Genomic DNA, 20413 nt, shown 5'->3' with positions numbered 1-20413 from the left:
TCAATATCAATGTTGTATGTCAGACCGCTATCGCGAGCAGGCTCGCTCCCACAGGGACTTCGCCAGCTGCGACAGCGTGTGTTCAGTTTCGCGGTGTGTGAAGGCACTACACTGCAACCGTCTCTAGCCCAACGGCGCCCCCCATGACGGCCAAGCACGCAGCAAACATCCTCGATACCACTGAAGGCCTGCGCCTCGCCGGCCACGACGCCGAAGCCTGGCGCGAATGGGGCCCGTACTTGAGCGAACGCCAATGGGGCACAGTGCGCGAGGACTACAGCGCCGATGGCGATGCCTGGCGTTACTTCCCCCATGATCATGCCCGCAGCCGTGCCTATCGATGGGGCGAGGATGGACTGGCCGGTTTCTCCGACAAGGCTCAACACTGGTGCCTGGGGCTGGGACTCTGGAACGAGCGTGATCCGATTCTCAAAGAGCGCCTGTTTGGCTTGAACAACGCCGAAGGCAATCACGGCGAGGACGTCAAAGAGCTGTATTTCTACGTCGATGGCGTGCCAAGTCATGCGTACATGCGCATGCTCTACAAGTACCCGCAGGCTGAATTTCCCTATACCGACCTGGTGGCCGAAAACGCCCGCCGTGGCCTGGCCGACACCGAGTACGAAATCCTCGATACCGGTGTGTTCGAGGACAACCGTTATTTCGACGTGACAGTGGAATACGCCAAACACGCCGCCGATGACATCCTGATGCGCGTCACCGTGCACAACCGGTCCGACCAGCCGGCACGGCTGCACGTGTTGCCGCAGCTCTGGGCACGCAACACCTGGAGCTGGGCGGCGGACGGTCAGTCACCGAGCCTCACGCTGAGCGGCGATGAGGTCCTGGCCCGGCACCCGCAACTCGCCGATCGACAGGCCAGCGCCTGGGGCGAGGAGGACTGCCAATGGCTGTTCTGCAACAACGAAAGCAACTTCCCCAAACTCGATGGCGTGACGGCAAGTGGTCCGTTCAAGGACGGCATCAATGAGTTCCTGGTCGCGGGCAACGACGATGCGATCCGCCATGACGCTGGAACCCGGGTAGCGGCGCACTTCACCCTGGAGTTTGAAGCGGGCCAAAGCCGATGCGTGTACCTTCGGTTCGCTCCCGTCGGCGCGGTTCGGGTCAACGCCAATGCGCTGTTCGAACGGCGTCGCGGTGAAGCTGATGAGTTTTACACGGCCCTGCAAACCGGCATCGACGATGCGGATGCGCGTAACGTTCAGCGTCAAGCGCTGGCCGGGCTGCTCTGGTCGAAACAGCTGTATTACTTCGACGTCAACCAGTGGCTCGACGGTGATCCGGCCCAGCCTTCGCCACCGCCCGGACGTACGCACATTCGCAACACCCATTGGCGCCATTTGTCGAACTTCGACATCGTGTCGATGCCAGACACCTGGGAGTACCCGTGGTACGCCTCGTGGGATCTGGGCTTCCAGGCCGTGGCGTTCGCGCTGATCGATCCGGGATTTGCCAAGCATCAATTATTGCTGCTGGTCAAAGACCGCTTCATGCACCCCAACGGTCAGTTGCCGGCGTACGAATGGCGTTTCGACGACGCCAATCCGCCGGTGCATGCCTGGGCCTGTTGGCGGGTGTATCAGCAGGACAAGGCGCTGGCCGGAACAGGAGACATGGATTTTCTTGAGCGGATCTTCCACAAACTGCTGCTGAACTTTTCCTGGTGGGTCAATCGCAAGGACGCCGAAGGTCGCAACCTGTTCCAGGGCGGTTTCCTGGGGCTGGACAACATTGCGTTGTTCGATCGCTCGGCGCTGTTGCCGCCCGGCTATCAGCTCGACCAGGCCGATGGCACGGCGTGGGTCGCCGCCTATGCACTGGACCTTATGCGCATCGCGCTGGAGCTGGCCAGGCGTAACGCGGTGTACGTTGATATTGCGGTGAAGTTCTTCGAACACTTCCTCTACATCGCCGGGGCGATCAATCGGGTCGACTCCGATGCGCAAGGCTTGTGGGACGAACAGGACCAGTTCTTCTACGACGTCCTGCATCGCCCCGATGGCGTGAATGAACCGCTGCGTTTGCGCTCGATCGTTGGCCTGATGCCGCTGTTTGCCGTGCAAGTGCTGGAGCAACACGAGCATGAAGGACTACCCGGCTTGCGTGAGCGTTTGCTCGGTTTCATGCGGCATCGCCCGGACCTCGCCAGCCTGGTCTCACGCTGGACCGAACCTGGCGAAGGCAACCGCATGCTGCTGGCGCTGTTGCGTGGCGAGCGCACCAAGGACTTGCTCAAACGCATGCTTGATGAAAGCGAGTTTCTCTCCGAATGCGGTATTCGCTCCTTGTCCAAAGCCTTCGCCGAGCAGCCATTCGGCCTGCAAATCAATGGCGAACGGCTCTGTGCCCATTACGAACCTGCAGAATCCGAATCGCGCCTGTACGGTGGGAACTCCAACTGGCGTGGGCCGGTGTGGATGCCGATCAACTACATGCTGATCGAATCCCTGCGCGAGTTTCATCGTTATTACGATCAGAACTTTTCGGTGGAATACCCGACGGGGTCGGGGTTTCTGGCGTCGCTCGAAGAAGTGGCTGACAGCTTGAGCCAACGATTGACCCGGCTTGTGCTTCGCGATGAAGAGGGCAATCGGCCGTCAATGGCGGCGTATCCGCAGTTGCAGGCCGACCCCGCCAGCCGTGATCTGGTGCTGTTCCACGAGTATTTTCATGGGGAAACCGGGCGCGGATTGGGCGCCAGCCATCAAACGGGATGGAGCGCACTGATTGCGCTGTTGTTGCAGCCTTGATTGCGAAATCACGAAGATCTCTGCTCGACGCAAAACCCCTGTGGGAGCTAGCCTGCTAGCGATGGCGTCCTGTCATTCAGCATTGATGTCGGCTGACAAGACGCCTTCGCGAGCAGGCTCCTACAGTGATCGGCGGTGTTGGTGAGGGCTTTGTTCAAAACGCGAAACAGGAACAGCCAAACGCCCCCCAGAATCCCTGAAAGTCACTGACCGGCGCTGACGACAATCGCGCCCGGTCATGGCTGTGCGCATGCACCGCGCACGCGCCGACGCATTGATGCACCTGCGCCGTCAGGGGCGCCAAGGGTTTCCAGTGGCCCGGCACCTTGGCCACGGGCGACCACTCGGGCACCACAGGAATTGCTGGCGGCCCGAGTTTTTCGAACTCGACGGCGCCATAGACAATCTTGCCGTCGACAATGGTCAACACCGACTCGATCCATTTGATCGCTTCATCGTCGATATGGAAGTAGTCCGCCGACAGCGCAATCAGATCCGCCAGTTGCCCGACTTTGATCTGGCCTTTCTTGCCTTGTTCGGAGGAAAACCAGGCGCTGCCGTGGGTGAACAGTTCCAGCGCCGTATCGCGGCTCAAACCTTGCGGGTACAGCTCCAGGCCACCGACGGTACGGCCGCTGACCAGCCAATACATCGAAGTCCACGGGTTGTAACTGGACACCCGCGTGGCGTCGGTGCCGGCACCCACCGGGATGCCTTCGGCGAGCATCCTTGCAATCGGCGGTGTGTGTTCGGCGGCTTTGGCGCCATAGCGATCGACGAAGTATTCGCCCTGAAAGGCCATGCGATCCTGAATCGCGATGCCGCCGCCCAAGGCCTTCACCCGCTCGATGTTCTGCGGGGTGATGGTTTCCGCATGATCGAAAAACCACGGCAAGCCGTCGAACGGAATGTCGCGATTGACCTTCTCGAAGACATCGAGCATGCGGCTGATGGATTCGTTGTACGTGGCGTGCAGGCGGAATGGCCAACGTTGTTCCACTAGATGGCGCACCACCGGTTCCAGCTCCTGTTCCATGGTTTGCGGCAGGTCCGGGCGCGGTTCGAGGAAGTCTTCGAAATCTGCCGCCGAAAACACCAGCATTTCCCCGGCACCGTTGTGCCGCAGGAAGTCGTCGCCCTGGCCGTAATGGGAGGTGCTGGTCCAGTTTTTGAAGTCGGTCAGCTCTTCTTTCGGCTTCTGCGTGAACAGGTTGTAGGCGATGCGCACTGTGAGTTGTTGGTCTTTGGCCAGTTGCTGAATGACCTGATAGTCGTCCGGGTAATTCTGATAACCGCCACCGGCATCGATGGCGCTGGTGACGCCGAGGCGATTGAGTTCACGCATGAACTGGCGGGTCGAGTTGACCTGATATTCCAGCGGCAGCTTCGGTCCCTTGGCCAGGGTCGAGTAGAGAATCATCGCGTTCGGGCGGGCGATCAGCATACCGGTGGGATCGCCGTTGGCGTCACGCTGGATTTCTCCGCCTGGCGGGTTCGGCGTGTCGCGGGTGTAGCCAACCACTTTCAGCGCGGCGCGATTGAGCAGTGCGCGGTCGTAGAGGTGCAGCACGAACACCGGCGTATCCGGCGCAGCCTTGTTCAGCTCATCAATCGTCGGCAGGCGTTTCTCGGCGAACTGAAATTCGTTCCAGCCACCGACCACTCGCACCCATTGCGGCGTCGGCGTGCGGTCAGCCTGGTCCTTGAGCATGCGTAACGCGTCGACCAGCGAGGGCACGCCTTCCCAGCGCAGTTCGAGGTTGTAGTTCAGGCCTCCGCGGATCAGGTGCAGGTGCGAGTCGTTGAGGCCGGGGATCACCGTGCGGCCGTGCAAGTCGATGATCTGCGTGCCGGGGCCCTGCAGGGCCATGGCCTGGGCGTCGCTGCCGACCACCACGAAGCGCCCGTCCTTGATCGCGACGGCGCTGGCCTGGGGTTTCTTGCGATCGACGGTGTGCAGGCGTCCGTTGTACAGAATGAGGTCGGCCGGGGTGTCGGGCATGGTTTTACTCCCTGCGAATAGCGGGCTGATCCAGGCACCGACGGCGCCTGCCGAAAGGCCTTGCAGTACACGTCGGCGGTTGAAACCGTCGTGCTCGTCAGGTGGGCTCATGGCAGTGCTCCGCGCAATTCATTTGGGAGGCAAGCAGCCGATGTCTGACGCATGCGGCCAGAAGGAATATAGACGGCAAATCCACAGGTAGCCGTTTTCCAGGGGCGGAAAACGACGAATCCCGCCTCGAGGGGCGGGATTCGTGTGCAGCGAGGAAGGTTTCCGAAGACGGAAACCGCCGTCTTAGCTTGGGAACAGCTCGGACAGTTTCATCGCCAGCATCATGTCGCCTTCAGCGCGCAGTTTGCCGCCCATGAACGCTTGCATGCCGTCGGTCGAACCGTCGACGATGCCTTGCAGGGTTTCGCCGTCCATCACCAGAGTGACCTGGGCGTCAGGGTTTTCGCCTTCTTGCAGCTCGCAGGTGCTGTCTTTGACGATCAGCGAGAAGTTCTTGGTGTCGTCGATGCGGAAACCGAATACCAGGTCCAGACCGGCAGCGGCGGCTGGGTTGAACTTGGCTTTCATTGCTTGTACGGCATCAGCTACGGAGGTCATGGTTCGATCCTTTCTTGGGTAATAAGAGCAGGGTAATTACAGCTGGGTGAATACAGCCAGGGTCACAATAGTCCGGACTCAGCGAAACGTGATGAGTTCCGGTGCCTTCAACAGTTGCAAGTGCGCATGACTGTTGAAAGAAGACAGTGCCACCTCGCGACCACGAAACTTCAGCAGGTTGAGCGAGGTGTTGACGATTTGCCAGTTCAGTTCAAACGCCTGCCGGGCAGGCATTTGCGTAATGAGGTGGAGCAGGGCAGTGATGGTGCCGCCGGAGGTGAACACGGCGATTTTCTGAGTGTTGTCGGCGTTTTCGAGGATCCGGTGAAGACCGGCCTGAACACGTTCGACAAAACCCAGCCAGCTTTCGAGCCCCGGCGTGTCATAGGTGCCGGCCAGCCAGCGTTCGATGATCAGGGCGAAGATGCGCTGGAATTCAACACGGTTTTGCGCGGCGTTGCGCAGGATCTCCAGTGCTTCCGGTTCATCCTCCAGCATGGCTGGCAGCAGCGCGCGGATCACCGCGTCGGCGTCGAATTCGTTGAAGGCGGAATCGGTTTCCAGGGTCGGCACCGGCAGGCCCACGGCAGCGAACTGTTCCAGCGCGCTGGTGGCCGTATGCTGCTGGCGGCGCAGGTCGCCCGAAAGGCAGCGGTCGAAGCTGACACCCAGCTCGGCAAGGTGCTGGCCGAGGATTTCTGCCTGGCGAATACCGGTCGGCGACAGGACGTCATAGTCGTCTGCACCAAAGGAGGCCTGGCCATGTCGAATCAGATAGATGCTGCCCACGTCCGCGTCATCCCGGTACGTTGAAGGTTTGGCGAGGTTATGAGGATGACGGAGACCTGTCAATGAAAAAACATACGCTTGTTTGAAATGCCCGTTACAGGCTTGTTGCCAGAGGTTTCCCGGCTGGCCGCCGAGGCGGAGCATGGGTATGCTGACGTTGTCCCGCGTGTGTTTTCAAGCCGCGCATCGTTTTGAAGGAGCCACTGTGGAGTTTTTGTCCGAGTACGCCAGTTTCCTGGCCAAGACCGTGACACTGGTGATCGCCATTCTGGTGGTCCTGGCCAGTTTCGCGGCGTTGCGCAGCAAAGGTCGGCGCAAGTCGGCCGGCCAGTTGCAAGTCAGTAAACTGAATGATTTCTACAAAGGGCTGCGCGAACGCCTGGAGCAAACCTTGCTCGACAAGGACCAGCTCAAGGCCCTGCGCAAGTCCCAGGCTAAAACCGATAAAAAACAAAAGAAGAAGCCTGAGGCCAAGCCCCGGGTGTTCGTGCTGGATTTCGACGGCGACATCAAGGCGTCGGCCACTGAAAGTCTGCGCCACGAGATCACTGCGTTGTTGACCCTGGCGACGCCAAAGGACGAAGTGGTTCTGCGTCTGGAAAGCGGCGGTGGCATGGTTCACAGCTACGGCCTGGCATCATCGCAACTGGCGCGCATTCGCGACGCCGGTGTGCCGTTGACCATCTGCATCGACAAGGTCGCGGCCAGCGGTGGTTACATGATGGCGTGCATCGGCGAGAAGATCATCAGCGCCCCCTTTGCGATTCTGGGTTCGATCGGCGTCGTCGCGCAGTTGCCCAACGTCAATCGCTTGCTGAAAAAACACGACATCGACTTCGAAGTCCTGACCGCTGGCGAATACAAGCGCACCTTGACCGTGTTTGGCGAAAACACCGAGAAGGGCCGGGAGAAGTTTCAGGAAGACCTGGACATCACCCATCAGCTGTTCAAGAACTTCGTCTCGCGCTATCGCCCACAACTGGCGATTGATGAGGTCGCCACCGGTGAAATCTGGCTCGGCATCGCAGCGCTGGACAAACAGCTGGTGGACGAGCTCAAGACCAGCGACGAGTACCTTGCAGAGCGGGCGAAGAAGTCCGAGCTGTACCACTTGCATTATTCCGAACGCAAAAGCCTGCAAGAGCGTATCGGCATGGCGGCCAGTGGTTCGGTCGACCGTGTATTGCTGAGTTGGTGGAGCCGCTTGACCCAGCAGCGCTTCTGGTAACAATTTCTAACAAAGGTCCCGTTCATTGTCATGCAGCGAACGGGGCCTTTTTTTGCGGCGGTATATATGTAGCGCTTTTTAAAAAATGGGCTCGATAGGCTAGCGTTCCTAGTCAGTTTCGAGTGATCACAATGTCTTCTCTGCCCATAAACTCAAACACGTCTGTATTAACGCCAGATCAACAGGGTATTTTTTTCGACCTGATTAAAAGTAATGCCCCGGCCTGGTTGTTGACAGCCTCAAGTCAACTGCGAGGTGAACTGTATGAAACGCTCATCGCCAGCCATCGTTCAAGAAGTGAACTTGCCGATCTCCTGAAGGGCTTCAAATCGCCTGAAAATTTCTGCACGCCGTTGCTGGCCAAAGCCATGTCGGACAAGCTGGGTACACCGCTTGATACGACAGGCGTTATCTTCCAGCACGTACGCTCAACCTCCAGTCTGCTGGGACTTCGCAAGAAACTGGTCCTGCCGATTGACCGGGATTTGCTCACCGCGGCCTGTGAAAACTTTGAGCTTGGCGAGACGCTGGCCGGAAACTACAGCGACACGTCATTAATCTATATCCCCGAAACAATAACCGGTACTGGCAATAAAATAGTTTCGATAGAGCCGCATGAGTTTGCCGAACTGTGCCGGGAACTTGATCTGGGAAAACAATACCAGGCCCATATCAAGTCGCTGTTTCAACCGGCAACCGGGGTTAATGAATTGCACAACAAGTACGTTGCGCATGCGATGAACAACTTTGAAGTGCACCGCCATCTCGCGCTGATGAAAGAGACCATCAGTGCAGAAATGCATCGAGTGTTGAAGGCCGTCAAGGAAAAACAGCCAGTCAAGCTTGGCAACAACACCCTGGGTTATCAGGCGTTGGAAATGTTTGATGTCACGATCAATGGCGCGATGTTTATCGGCCCTGTGGGCGAGCATGACGATGACGATTATCGCTGCGTGGTCTATCTGCCGGATGACCCGCTGCATCCATTGAAGGAATATGCGTCGTTCAAGGATTTCGAGGTGGAATTGAGTGGGCGGCTGAGAGCCAGCGCATTCCGCAAATTTTTCCTGCGCTACATTAACTTGGGTGAACAGTCGGCGTTTCTGCAAGCCCTTGATAAAGGCTTGACTTCTCCCGGTTCCTCTCCGCTTCCCCCGTCCAGTGTTTATGTGTCCGTGTCCGGTGTCGATGTATCAGGCGATATATTCCAGGAGATCTTTCGCCAGTATGCAAATCAGGTCATGGCCGATACCCGGCTGCTGGTTGTACCCACGGACGATGAAGACGAAAAATCCAGGCTGGACAGGTTGGAGACCTACAAGTCTATCGGTATCAATATTCTGTTGTTCGGGGCATCGTTTGTGCCGTTTGTTGGCCATGTCCTGTTGGCAGTGACGGTCATGCAGCTGCTGTCGGAGGTGTATGAAGGCATCGCCAGTTGGTCCAGAGGCGAGCAAGAACAGGCCACGGATTATCTGTTCGATACCATCGAAAACCTGATCCTGATGGCTGCTTTTGCAGCAGGTTCAGTGGCCGTCGGCAGAGCGTACAAATCCATCAGGACATCCGTCTTCATCGAGCGCCTGAGAAAGGTTGCGGGCGGTGACGCCCGGGGTCGTTTGTGGAATCCGGACCTGGCGGTCTATCAACAGAGCCGGCAACTGCCCCGAGCCCTCGCACCTGATGCCAGGGGACTGCACTGGGTGGGCGGGCAAGCGTACCTTCCACTCGATGCAGGTCTTTATGCGGTACGTCCAAAAGCGGCGACGGATCTATGGGAGGTGATGCCCCCGGTAGGTAACGACGGCACCTATTTTCCCGTACTCGAAACCAACGACGTCGGGGCCTGGCGCCATGATTCTGAGCTTCCACAAGAATGGACCCCGTTGAAACTGTTTCGCCGGTTCGGCTATACCAGCGACGACCTGCCTGATGCCGCCGCCGAACAAATCCTGGCTGTCTGTGGTATCGATGACAATATTTTGCGCCAGGCCCATGTAGACCGAAGCAGGCCTCCGGCGTTGCTGGTCGACACCGTACAACGCTTTCGGGCAGATGCCGCAGTCACCCGTTTTATCGAGCAGCTGAGTGTTCCGGCCTCGGTATCCCTGGCGGATCGGGATCTGCAATTGCATCTGCTGACGAGCTCCAGCCAATGGCCGACCGATTGCGCGATCAACGTGGTCAATGCTGCCGGTCGGCAAGTCGGTTTCTATGGCGCGACCACAGTCGAGGCTGGAAAAATCATCAGCCTCCAGCTGGACGCGTTGCGTAGAGGGCAACTCCACACGTCGCTGTTATCAGCCTTGAGCCGTACTCAACGTGAAGCCCTTTTAAGTACGGCAACGGTGGACTCGGTGGCTCAGGCCAAGACCTTGACCAAGGTCATTGCCGATCAAGCCGAAAGCTCCAGTCTCGCGCTGTTCGAACGGGTCTATCAACGCACCGAAGCGCCAGCCAATACGCGTGTAGCGGTGCTGATGAAGAAATTTATAGATTTGCCTGCGGCGATTGCCGACGAGCTGGTGCGATACGCAGAAAACGGCGAATGGGACGACCTGGATGCCGACAAAGTACCGTTACGGCTGGCAGAGGAGGCCGGACGTTACTTGCAGGTCGTGCGTGTCAGTCGGGCTTACGAAGGGCTGTACCTCAACGCTGCGGGCGGCCTTCACACAGATCGTCTGGTACTCGACTCTCTTGAACACTTGCCTGGCTGGACGGGTGATGTGCGGGTTGAAATACGCGAGCGTTCAGGCAGCCAGAGCGAATCGGCCAGTATCGGATCGGCCCAAGCCCCGGAGAAGGTGCAGGTCAACGTTCATTCCGATCGATACAGCGTGTTTGTCGACGATATCCTGCCGTCGACCACCTTCGCGAAACGCACACGCGAACATTATTTTCAGGCCCTCTGGCATGGACTTTCGACGCAGCGCAAAACGGCGCTGGGTGTGCAAGCAGACGACGCCGGGGTTGCATTGCGACAGAAAATCACGCAGCTCGCCTTGACGCGGCGGACAGCCATTGCCCGGGTGATTGAGGCCCAACCCTCGCGGCCAGGCTACCTGTCGCCCATGAGATTGGCTGACAGACCCATAGCGCCGGCGTCGCCAGGATTTTCCGGACGCCTGGCGCTCAAAAGCAGCCACGACGTGTTGGTCCATCGGGCATTGGAGCTTTATCCGATGCATTCTCCGGCGCAAATCCACACGCTGGTCAATGCGTTGGGGACAAACGTGATTGTGGTGCTGAAGAAACTCGAGGCGATGCGGCGGGAATTTCAGGCAATCAGGCAAGGGTTGAGCCTATGGGTGAACCGGCAAACCTGGCATCAGGCGCCCGATGGCCCAAGACTGGAGGTCTCGAAGCTGAGCAAGTTTCGCACGGCTCAGGCGATCATTCGCTGCTGGCGCAGGGAGCCTGAGTTTATTCAAACCGGCGAGGAACTGTTCAGTACGCTGACGTTTGACGCCCAGCCTATGGGGGAGTTACCGGTGATTATCGGCGACTTCAGTCATGTCGGCAGACTGGTGATGGACGGCGTGGGAGCCAGCGCCGGGCTGAATGCTTTCCTGCAAAACTTCAGTAATTTGCGCAGTCTCACCTTAAGAGGCAACCACTTGACCCGGTTGCCACAGGCGTTGAGCACGATGTCCAGGCTCGTTCATCTGGACCTGAGTGACAACCTGATCCAGCTGACAACCGATTCGGTAAGCCAATTGGCAAGTATGACCGGACTTCAATCGTTGGACCTTGCGTTCAATCCGCACCTCACGCGGGCACCGGATGTCAGCAAACTGCTACACCTGGAACGGTTGAGCCTGCGAGGGACCGGGATCACTCAATGGCCGAAGGGCGCCTCCAGTTTGTCCGGGCTGCACGAGCTCGATTTACGTGACAACCGGATCGAGACGATCCCGGATGAAGTGTTCCAGGGCAATCCGGTGCCAAACAAAGGAACCAACCTGCACGGCAACCCGTTATCACCCGACACTTTGAAAAAGGTCGTTTCCCATCAGCAAAAAACCGGTGTCAGTCTAGGGGTTATCGCTTCGGACTATCGTCGACTCAGCATACCTGCCTCGAACGAAGCGCAAAGTTCCCTGTGGCTGGCAGGATTGAGTCTGGCCGAAACCCAGCCCAAGCGTGCGGTGTGGGAGTCATTGCGCTCCGCCCCGGATTCGATGGGGTTTTTCAATGTATTGGCGCACCTCCCCAGCACCGCCGATTACAAACGTCTTTATAGCCACTACAGCCAGCGGGTCTGGAACGTTCTTCACGCGGCGGCCGAAGATGACCGTTTGCGACGCTCACTGTTTCGTCTTGCCCGACTCGGGCGGTTCAGCGCCGATGGCTACTCGGCACTTTTCAGCGAGATGGAAGTGCAGGTTCTGTGTTACCGGGCGATGGTCGCCGCCACCACCGGGACTGCATCCCTGGAGCAACAATTCATCACGCTGCTCAGGGGCTTGTTCCGGCTGCATGAGGTCGAGGGGCTGGCACTGGCCGACATCAACACCCGCACCGGAACTCAAGCAAAAACCTACACGAACGCACTGGAGATCAGTCTGGCGTATCGCGTGGGGTTGGCCGAGCGCCTGGACTTGCCGGCTCAGCCCAGGGCGATGACCTCCGGGTGGAATGTCGAGGTTACGCCGGCGACGCTGGATCAGGCCTGTCAGAAAGTGCTCACGGCGGAACGCAGCAGCGCATTGCGCGAGTGGGTCATCACTCAGGGATTTTGGGTGGAATATCTGGAGGTGACGTATCAAGAGCGGTTTCGTGACATCTCGGATCGATCAGTGCGCGCGTTTGCGCAATTGGAAGGGGAGGCTGGACTTACCCGAGAAGTTGCCACCGAACGCATGAATGCCCTTTTCGACAATTTCAAGAACGAACGTCGTGAATTGGTCAACCAGATGACCGCCCAGGCACTGCTGCGTCACCCCGCACCTCAAGTTCCAGGCCCCAGCACCGGTTCGGAGGCATCCCGATGAACGATCTTTCAAACGAAGCAGTTGCCGCACCGGCCCCCTTGACGACGCCGAGACTGCGCGATGAATTGAAGGCCATTCTGGACGTCGCACTGCCGCAATCACCCGGCCAGTTCGGCGAGCGCATGATCAGGGAAAAATGGGGGGCAGGTATCGATCCGCGGACGGTCGTGCTGGTCACGCTCGATTACAACTACAAGGGCCATCCCGCCGAAAACGGTGTCCAGCAGGGGCGAGTAGCCAGTTCCCGGTCGTTGCTGCAATCCCTGCTGTCCAACTACCAGACTGTGGGTGACGGCCGTTTTGCGGAAACGGCATTCGGCCTGTACACCCCGCCGGACGTGGGGCCGGCGGTTCGGTTGGTCGAGCACGTCGATGAATTCGCCGATGAGGGCAGCGGCAATCACGATACCTATGAGGGCATTTATCAGCAGACCACACCGCAAGCGTATGGGCCGCTGACACAGATCAAGCTCAGACCCGCCGATTTCAAACAGTGGGTCTGGGAGCTGAATTTGAAGGATGTGTACAAGGCGTATCTTGATCAGGCCTGGCCGTCCGATGACGTGCTGGTGGCGGCCCGACCTTATGCATTGAGAACATCGGTCAAGGCCGCGTTTGTCATGGCGGCCTGGCTGCAGTTTCATGAACAGCGCCTGACTGAAAAAGGTCTGGCGCTGGCGATGCAGGCGGCAGGCTTGCCACCCGGTCAGTCATGGGAAACGCTGACCCTCGAACAACTGCAGGCGCCCGCTCGCGTGCCTTCAACCCTCAAGTTCGGCCTGCTGAAACTTTACCGTTACACCGCGACCGATATCTGGGCCTTCCGTGACACTTCAAGTGCCAGAGTGCTGCTGTACATCCCCGGCAACTCCTCCCCGCTGCACGAATTCGCCGATGCCACGCACCTGCAGCAATGGGTTGTTGCGCAGGGCAAGCTCGACGAGACCAGAAAAGCCCTGGCCTGTCACTTTGCCGAAGACGATCGAGAGGACGGTACGTTTCACGCCGGTGTTCTGACGGCGCTGGAGGGCATGGCGCTTTATCCGGAAAAGCACTGGTTGGGCAACAATGCCGGTTTTTTCAACAACGACGGCTATTGGGACCCGGACGAGTACATTGGCTACGACGATCCGGCGGTTGGAACCGATCCTTTCGCCCGGTTGGTCCTGACCATGAAGGCTGCCGCCCTGTCGGACATCCAGACCATCCGTGACTTTGCGCAGGTCAATCGGGATCAGTTGAGCGCGTTCGTCGAACCGGTTGTGCAATGGGTCAACCGATTTAGCCCGCTCGCCATGTTCGTGCCCGGAGGCGAGGGGATACTGGCATTGGCCGGGCTGATTGATGCCGGTTACGGGCTGGATCAGGCGGTCAACGGCAAAACAGCGAGCCAACGCTCGGAAGGGCTGGCGCGTACGGTATTTGGCTTGCTGAATGCGCTGCCGATGTTAGGGGCGGGGGTGGCGCTGAAGGGCGAAACCGCCGAGGCCGGTGCCGTGGCAGAGCACGCCCGCGAGCCTGACATTGGACCCGTAGCGCAGGGGCGCGGACCTGAGCCGGCCGTCATCCCGACGCCCGTACCCTTGAGCAGGACCGAGCTCATCCGTGGAGTCGGCCCCTCGGTAGCTTCTTTCAGCGATGAGGTGCTGGCGCAGATTGGCAAGGTCAGCGCGATTGATGACGACATGCTGCGGTTGATGCAGACCGGTCGCCCACCCACGCCTTTGTTGGCGGACACGATCAGTCGATTCAAGATCGATCAGGATCTCGGTCCAGCCGGGGATCCGGCTCAATTCAACCAGCGTTACCAGGCGCTCCAGCAATCGGAGCATGAATGGGTTCGTCTGTTTCAACGTGAATACCCCAGCCTGCCCACTAGTGCGATCGAGCAAATGCTCGATCGCTATGGCATCGACATCGTGCAGATCCCTGACGCTATCGAAGCAAAGCAACTGTTCGCGCGCCTGGACAGCAAGGCACGGCAGTACCAGCTGCACGTACGCCTGAATCGGGCCTATGAAGGCTTTTACTTGAGGTCGGTGGTGAACGCCGAGACGGATACGCTGGCGTTTCACTCACTGAAGAATCTGCCTGGCTGGCCAAAAGACTTGCGAATCGAGATCCTCGACGGTTCGTCCTCTGGCCGGGTACTTGATCGTTGCGGCTCCCTTGATGCCCGCCATTATCGAAGCATCATCAAGGTCGCAAGCCGTTATCTGCGTCATGGCCAGCCAACGGATTTCTATGAGGCAGTACTTGGCGTGCTGTCGGACGACGAGCGCTCGGCGTTGCAACTGACGTCGCGCGACCCGGCCAGTGAGTTGCGGCAAAACCTCAGCGATCGGGCACTGTCCCGCGACGAAACCATGCTCGGTCTGCAAAGGCTGGACACAGGGCTGACCTTCGAGCGGCAAGGGCTGCGCGGTGGAGGCCATCCGACGACACCGCAGGGCGAAGCGATGACTCACGAAATGATGAGGTTGCAGCTCAAGGATATCTATCCCGACTTCACTGACGCGCAGGCGGATGAAGCGCTGCAACGCGTGGGCAATGGCGCGCAGGCTTACATCGATGGGTTGAACCAGCAGTTGCAGCAACTCAACACCGATTTGAACGGTTGGATAGATCAGGCCGCCGAAGACGTCGACAACATGGACCTCGGCTTCCTCGCCATTGGAGATGAGGCTGCGGCGGGCTTGAGTAATCAGCAAATCGCGACCTATAACACCCAACTTCTGACCGAGGAGTTGCAGGACGAACGTGCGCTCAGGAGAGAGCTCGCCGACGACCTGATTGCCATCTGGCAAAAGCGCGGAGCGCCACGTTCCACGCTGGATATGAACTACGAGGACTATCATCGATTACCGGAGTTGAACGCCCGGTTCGACGACGTCACCGAATTACTGATGCAAGGCTTCCACCTGACCGAGGAAGACAGTTTGGACGGGTTCCTCAAGAGCTTTCCAAACCTGGAAATCCTGAATCTGGACAGCGTGGATATGCGCCATTTCTTCGTGGGTGGCGCTGAGCCGCGCTCGCTGCCGACAGCAATCGGGCAGTTAAGGCGCCTCCGTTCACTGAACCTGCGAGCAACCCAGCTGGTGTTCACCGAAAGCACCGCTTCACAGCTGCTTGAGCTGACCCGTTTGCAGACGCTGGTCTTGAGCGATAACCCGTTAGGTGTGCCGCCCATGGTGCTGGGCATGGACGAATTGCGCCAGCTCAACCTGAGGAATACGCAGATAACCCGATGCCCGATCGGCATCAAGGAAGAACCCTATCTGACGGCGCTGGATTTACGTGATAACCGGATCAACCGGGTTCCACCGGCGGTGATGAATCAGGCAGTCGCAGACGATAACGTGCTGATATGGGGGAATCCGATAACGGACGAAGACACGCTGCGCCGGTTGGTCAGGCATCGAGAGGCGACGGGGATCAATCTGTGGCTTGCCGCCCCCGGAGCCGGCTTCGATTCGCCGAGGGTGTGGCTACGAGACTGCGATGCCGCGTTGCAAGCGTCCCGACAAGCCCTTTGGCAACGACTGGCTGGCAAACCTTCCGGTACACGGTTTTTAGCGGTTATGGACAGGTTGAGTCTGACGCCCGACTTTCAGGTCGATTACCTGGCGCTTCAGGAGCGAGTCTGGCAACTGTTGCAGGAAGCCGATGCGTCGGAGCAAACGTGGACTCGATTGAGTCGCAGCAGTGGCCGGTTTGAACATCCGATGGCGGCTTTCGCGGCGTTGGAAGCGCGTGCCAATCCTTGACGTGTGCAGGCAAAGCCTTGAACCCCGCAGGGTTCAAGGTGCGCCAATCAACGTCGACGGAACAGCGGCAGCGGTTCGTCGGTGGCGGCCTGATAGGTCACCGAGAAGTCCTTGAGACCTTCAAGGGCTTCGTACGGGTCTTTGTCGGCACGAATGGCAAATGCGTCGAAACCGCAGCGGTGCAGGTAGAACAGCTGGTCGCGCAGTACGTCGCCGATCGCCCGCAGTTCGCCTTTGAAACCGTAACGGTCACGCAGCAAACGGGCGTTGGAGTAGTTGCGGCCATCAGTGAAGGCCGGGAAGTTCAAGGCGATCACCTTAAACTGATCCACGTCTTCACCGATTTCTTCGGCTTCTTCATCGGCATCCAGCCATACGCCCAGGCCGCCATCGCGGGCCAGGAGCATACGGCTGTGTTCACGCCACAGCGACAGCGGGACGATCAGGTCGTCGCAGTTGCTGATCTCATCGATGTTGAAATCCTTGGGCAACAGGTGCCAGGTTTCGTCGACGACTTCGTTGTTCTTAATGATTCGCTGCATAGACGCGCTCCTTGAAGAGGTCGATGCCAATACGCTGATAGGTGTCGATGAAACGCTCGTCTTCGGTACGTTGTTCGATGTACACGTCGATCAGCTTTTCGATCACATCAGGCATGGCTTCCTGGGCAAAGGACGGGCCGAGGATCTTGCCCAGGCTGGCGTCGCGGCTGGCGCTGCCACCGAGGGAAACCTGGTAGAACTCTTCGCCTTTCTTGTCCACCCCGAGAATGCCGATGTGGCCAACGTGGTGGTGACCACAGGCGTTCATGCAGCCGGAGATGTTCAGGTCCAGCTCGCCAATGTCGAACAGGTAGTCCAGATCTTCGAAGCGACGCTGGATCGACTCGGCAATCGGGATCGACTTGGCGTTGGCCAGCGAGCAGAAATCGCCGCCAGGGCAGCAGATGATGTCGGTCAGCAAGCCGATGTTCGGCGTGGCGAAACCTTGCTCGCGCAACTCGCCCCACATCGCGAACAATTGGCTCTGTTCAACATCGGCCAGAATGATGTTCTGCTCGTGGGAGGTGCGCAGTTGACCGAAGCTGTAACGATCGGCCAGGTCGGCCACGGCGTCGAGCTGCTTGTCGGTGATGTCGCCCGGCGCAACGCCGGTCGGTTTCAGGGACAGGGTCACCGCCACATAACCCGGCTTCTTGTGCGCCAGGGTGTTGCGGGTGCGCCAGCGCGCGAAGCCCGGGTGTTCCTTGTCAAGATCGGCCAGCTGGGCGGTCTGGTTATCCAGGGCCTTGTAGTCCGGATCGACGAAGTGCTTGGCGACGCGATGCACCTCGGCTTCGGTCAGCGTGGTCTGGCCACCGCGAAGGTGCTCCATTTCCGCATCGACTTTCTGCGCGAAGACTTCAGGTGTCAGCGCCTTGACCAGAATCTTGATCCGCGCCTTGTACTTGTTGTCACGGCGGCCATAGCGGTTGTAGACCCGCAGGATGGCGTCGAGGTAGCTCAACAGGTCTTGCCACGGCAGGAATTCATTGATGAACGCGCCCACCACCGGCGTACGGCCGAGGCCACCGCCCACCAGCACACGGAAGCCCAGCTCGCCCGCGGCGTTGTGCACCGGCTCAAGGCCGATGTCATGGACTTCGATGGCCGCACGGTCAGAGCTCGAACCGTTGATGGCGATCTTGAACTTGCGCGGCAGGTAAGCGAATTCCGGGTGGAACGTGGTCCACTGACGAACGATCTCGCACCATGGGCGCGGGTCGATCAGCTCATCGGCAGCGACACCGGCGAACTGGTCGGTGGTGACGTTGCGCAGGCAGTTGCCGCTGGTCTGGATCGCGTGCATCTGCACGGTGGCCAGTTCAGCGAGAATGTCCGGGATGTCTTCCAGCGCCGGCCAGTTGAACTGCACGTTCTGCCGGGTACTGATGTGGGCATAGCCCTTGTCATAGTCGCGGGCAATCCTGGCCATCATTCGCGTCTGGCGCGAAGTCAGTTGGCCGTAAGGCACCGCCACCCGCAACATCGGCGCGAAGCGTTGGATATAAAGCCCGTTCTGCAGGCGCAGGGGGCGGAATTCTTCTTCGCTCAGCTCGCCTGCCAGATAGCGTCGGGTCTGATCTCGGAACTGCTTGACGCGGTCCTCGATGATCCGCTGATCGTACTCGTCGTATACGTACATATAAGTCCTGTTCTCAGGCTTGGGCCGGTCGGATCAGTGGCGTTTTTCGCTTGCTGAAGTCTCCGATACTGCCTCGGCAATTCTGCGCGCACGGCCGCGCACTCCCTACGGAGCCGGGGCAAGATACCAGTTTGCAGTTATGCGCAAAAGTGATGTTTGAGTATATGTAAAGAACCAAAACGACTAACGAGAACCGTTATTGATAAACCCGTATTTGTCGTACGGGCAATCGTCGTCTTTACTGTGGTCGAGTCTTTATGCAATCACCGATAAAACCGACAAGAGGCGATGCAATGAGCAACCCTACCAAAGCTTCAAAGCCTGACAGTACGGTCGATGCCTGGGCGATTCTGTTCCTGATCATCCTGGTCGTGGGCACTGCGGTCTTTTGGGTCAGCCATCAGTAACCGACCCCGTCCGGGCCCGGTTCCGACGATTGTCGGACAAAAAGCGGAATAAACGCCGTTTGCCAGTACTACGCTGGCTATAATGCGCGGCGAAATTTCCGGGGGCTCGGACGTTAATGTTGAAGTTTTTCTACACCTTCCTGCTGATGCTTGGCGCGGCTTATGGCCCTGCTGCGCATGCGGAATCGGTGTTGTTCCTGAGTCCCGGCAAGACGGATGAAGCCTTCTGGATCAGCTACTCGCAGTTCATGCAGGCGGCCGCCACGGATCTGGGCATTGACCTGCGAATTCTCTATTCCCAGCGCATGCCCGAACTGGCTGTGGCACAGGCCCGAATCGCGCTGCAAGGTTCCGATCGTCCGGACTATCTGGTGTTCGTCAACGAACAGTACGTTGCCCCGCAGATTTTGCGTCTGGCCCAAGGCAGCGGAGTGAAGTTGTTTATGGTCAACGCTTCGCTGACGGCCAATCAACAGAGCTTGCTGGGCGAGCGCCCTGATCGATTGGGCAGTCTGGTGCCGAACGATGAGGAGGGCGGTTACTTGATGCTCAAGGAACTGATTCGCCAGCATCCACCGGCGGCGCCCGGTCAGGTCATCGAATTACTGGCGTTTTCCGGCCTGAAGATCACACCGTCGGCGCAACTGCGCGAGCAAGGCATGATGCGTGCCTTGGCCGAGCACCCGGAAGTACGCTTGCGCCAGTTGGTTTACAGCGGCTGGACCCGGGGGCGGGCCTACGAGCAGGCCAAATTGCTGTTCCAGCGTTACCCGAATGTCTCTTTGGTGTGGTCTGCCAACGACGAGATGGCGTTTGGCGCCATGCAGGCGTTTTCAGAAACGGGTCGAGTGCCCGGTAAAGACGCGTTGTTCAGCGCGGTAAACACATCGCCCGCCGCACTGCAGGCGATGGTTGACGGTCGCATGAGCGTGTTGTTGGGTGGGCACTTCACGTTGGGCGGCTGGGCGCTGGTGGAGTTGCATGACCTTGAGCGGGGCGTGGATCTGGAGCAGTACGGCGGGCGCGACCGGCTGATTCCGCTGCTGCAACTGATCGACAGGGACCAGGCCAAACGCTTGCTGGCCATGGGCGCCTCACCGAACTACGGGGTGAACTTCCGTCGTCTGTCGGCCAAGGGCCGGCCGACGTCCTATCGCTATCCGTTCAGCCTGCAAACCCTGATGCGCTAAACCCCGGCCAGATGCACCACCAGTTGCACGATGCCAAACAGCGTCAACGCAAAGACCGCCGTAAACAGAATCCCCAGGATCACGAAATGACTCGGCTTGCCGTGGGTAAAATCCCGCGCCCGATTCTTCCCGCTCTGCACCCCGAACGCCGCCGCCATGACGCTGTGCAGCATCTGCCAGAACGTGGGCGGCTTGTTGTCGACTGGATCGTCCATAAATCCCCCGTCACCAATATGTGAAAAGTAAGCATAGACAATCTATTTGGAGGCGACACAAACCCTGTGGGAGCGGGTTGAACCCGGTAATTGTGACCACCCCAAAACACCTGTGGGAGCTAGCTGTGATCTCTCTGTAGGTTGTTCACTCGGGGCTTTTCCGGGAAATTGGAGGTGCGAACCAAACCAAGTACCTGGAGGCCCCGAGTGAACACTCATAAAAATGCCCGATTAACCGTTTCTGGTCG

At 58.8% G+C, this 20413-nt stretch carries 11 protein-coding genes; 5 read left to right on the top strand and 6 right to left on the bottom strand.

Annotation, left to right across the window (positions count from 1 at the left end; all coding sequences use genetic code 11):
* Positions 1-143: 143 nt before the first annotated feature.
* Positions 144-2774: an MGH1-like glycoside hydrolase domain-containing protein gene (locus ACRC4F_RS09265; protein WP_438659028.1), complete on the top strand. Its 2631-nt coding sequence runs from the start codon at positions 144-146 to the stop codon at positions 2772-2774.
* Positions 2775-2928: 154 nt separating this feature from the next.
* Here the strand turns inward: ACRC4F_RS09265 and ACRC4F_RS09260 are convergent, their stop codons facing one another.
* The 3 genes from ACRC4F_RS09260 to ACRC4F_RS09250 all read right to left on the bottom strand — a co-directional run bounded on the left by ACRC4F_RS09260 (position 2929) and on the right by ACRC4F_RS09250 (position 6174).
* Positions 2929-4776 (bottom strand): amidohydrolase, encoded by a 1848-nt coding sequence (locus tag ACRC4F_RS09260; protein ID WP_438659091.1) that lies wholly within the window; start codon positions 4774-4776, stop codon positions 2929-2931.
* A 294-nt stretch (positions 4777-5070) separates the two neighbouring features.
* Positions 5071-5385, bottom strand: a complete 315-nt coding sequence (locus ACRC4F_RS09255; RefSeq protein ID WP_007946492.1) for an SCP2 sterol-binding domain-containing protein — start codon at positions 5383-5385, stop codon at positions 5071-5073.
* Between the two features lie 78 nt (positions 5386-5463).
* On the bottom strand, positions 5464-6174 hold the full coding sequence (locus ACRC4F_RS09250; RefSeq protein WP_438659027.1) for a histidine phosphatase family protein: 711 nt from the start codon (positions 6172-6174) through the stop codon (positions 5464-5466).
* A gap of 205 nt (positions 6175-6379) precedes the next feature.
* Here ACRC4F_RS09250 and sohB point away from each other — a divergent pair, with 205 nt between their 5' ends.
* From sohB to ACRC4F_RS09235, 3 genes are all read left to right on the top strand, one after another.
* Complete coding sequence (sohB, locus tag ACRC4F_RS09245) at positions 6380-7402, top strand: protease SohB (protein ID WP_438659090.1); 1023 nt, start codon at positions 6380-6382, stop codon at positions 7400-7402.
* 131 nt (positions 7403-7533) lie between these two features.
* Positions 7534-12399, top strand: a complete 4866-nt coding sequence (locus tag ACRC4F_RS09240; RefSeq protein ID WP_438659026.1) for an NEL-type E3 ubiquitin ligase domain-containing protein — start codon at positions 7534-7536, stop codon at positions 12397-12399.
* Positions 12396-16169: a dermonecrotic toxin domain-containing protein gene (locus ACRC4F_RS09235; protein ID WP_438659025.1), complete on the top strand. Its 3774-nt coding sequence runs from the start codon at positions 12396-12398 to the stop codon at positions 16167-16169. The genes ACRC4F_RS09240 and ACRC4F_RS09235 overlap by 4 nt, the downstream gene beginning before the upstream one ends.
* A 47-nt stretch (positions 16170-16216) precedes the next feature.
* Here ACRC4F_RS09235 and ACRC4F_RS09230 read toward each other — a convergent pair whose 3' ends face one another.
* Positions 16217-16711 carry a DUF934 domain-containing protein gene (locus ACRC4F_RS09230; RefSeq protein WP_438659024.1) on the bottom strand — a complete coding sequence of 165 codons (495 nt, stop codon included), beginning with the start codon at positions 16709-16711 and terminating at the stop codon, positions 16217-16219.
* Positions 16695-18353, bottom strand: coding sequence for a nitrite/sulfite reductase (locus ACRC4F_RS09225; protein WP_438659023.1), 1659 nt, complete (start codon positions 18351-18353; stop codon positions 16695-16697). The genes ACRC4F_RS09230 and ACRC4F_RS09225 overlap by 17 nt, the downstream gene beginning before the upstream one ends.
* Positions 18354-18876: 523 nt before the next feature.
* Between ACRC4F_RS09225 and ACRC4F_RS09220 the strand changes: the two genes are divergently transcribed.
* Positions 18877-19950 (top strand): ABC transporter substrate-binding protein, encoded by a 1074-nt coding sequence (locus ACRC4F_RS09220; protein WP_438659022.1) that lies wholly within the window; start codon positions 18877-18879, stop codon positions 19948-19950.
* Here ACRC4F_RS09220 and ACRC4F_RS09215 read toward each other — a convergent pair.
* The gene (locus ACRC4F_RS09215) at positions 19947-20165 is read right to left on the bottom strand and encodes a DUF2970 domain-containing protein (RefSeq protein WP_438659021.1); all 219 of its coding nucleotides are present in this window, start codon (positions 20163-20165) and stop codon (positions 19947-19949) included. The two genes, ACRC4F_RS09220 and ACRC4F_RS09215, sit on opposite strands and share 4 nt — an antisense overlap.
* Between the last annotated feature and the right edge of the window lie 248 nt (positions 20166-20413).

This window comes from Pseudomonas sp. (assembly GCF_051660785.1).
Lineage (GTDB): Bacteria > Pseudomonadota > Gammaproteobacteria > Pseudomonadales > Pseudomonadaceae > Aquipseudomonas.
The sequence above is the reverse complement of the archived record's forward strand: the minus strand, read 5'-3'. Positions and strand labels throughout refer to the sequence as shown.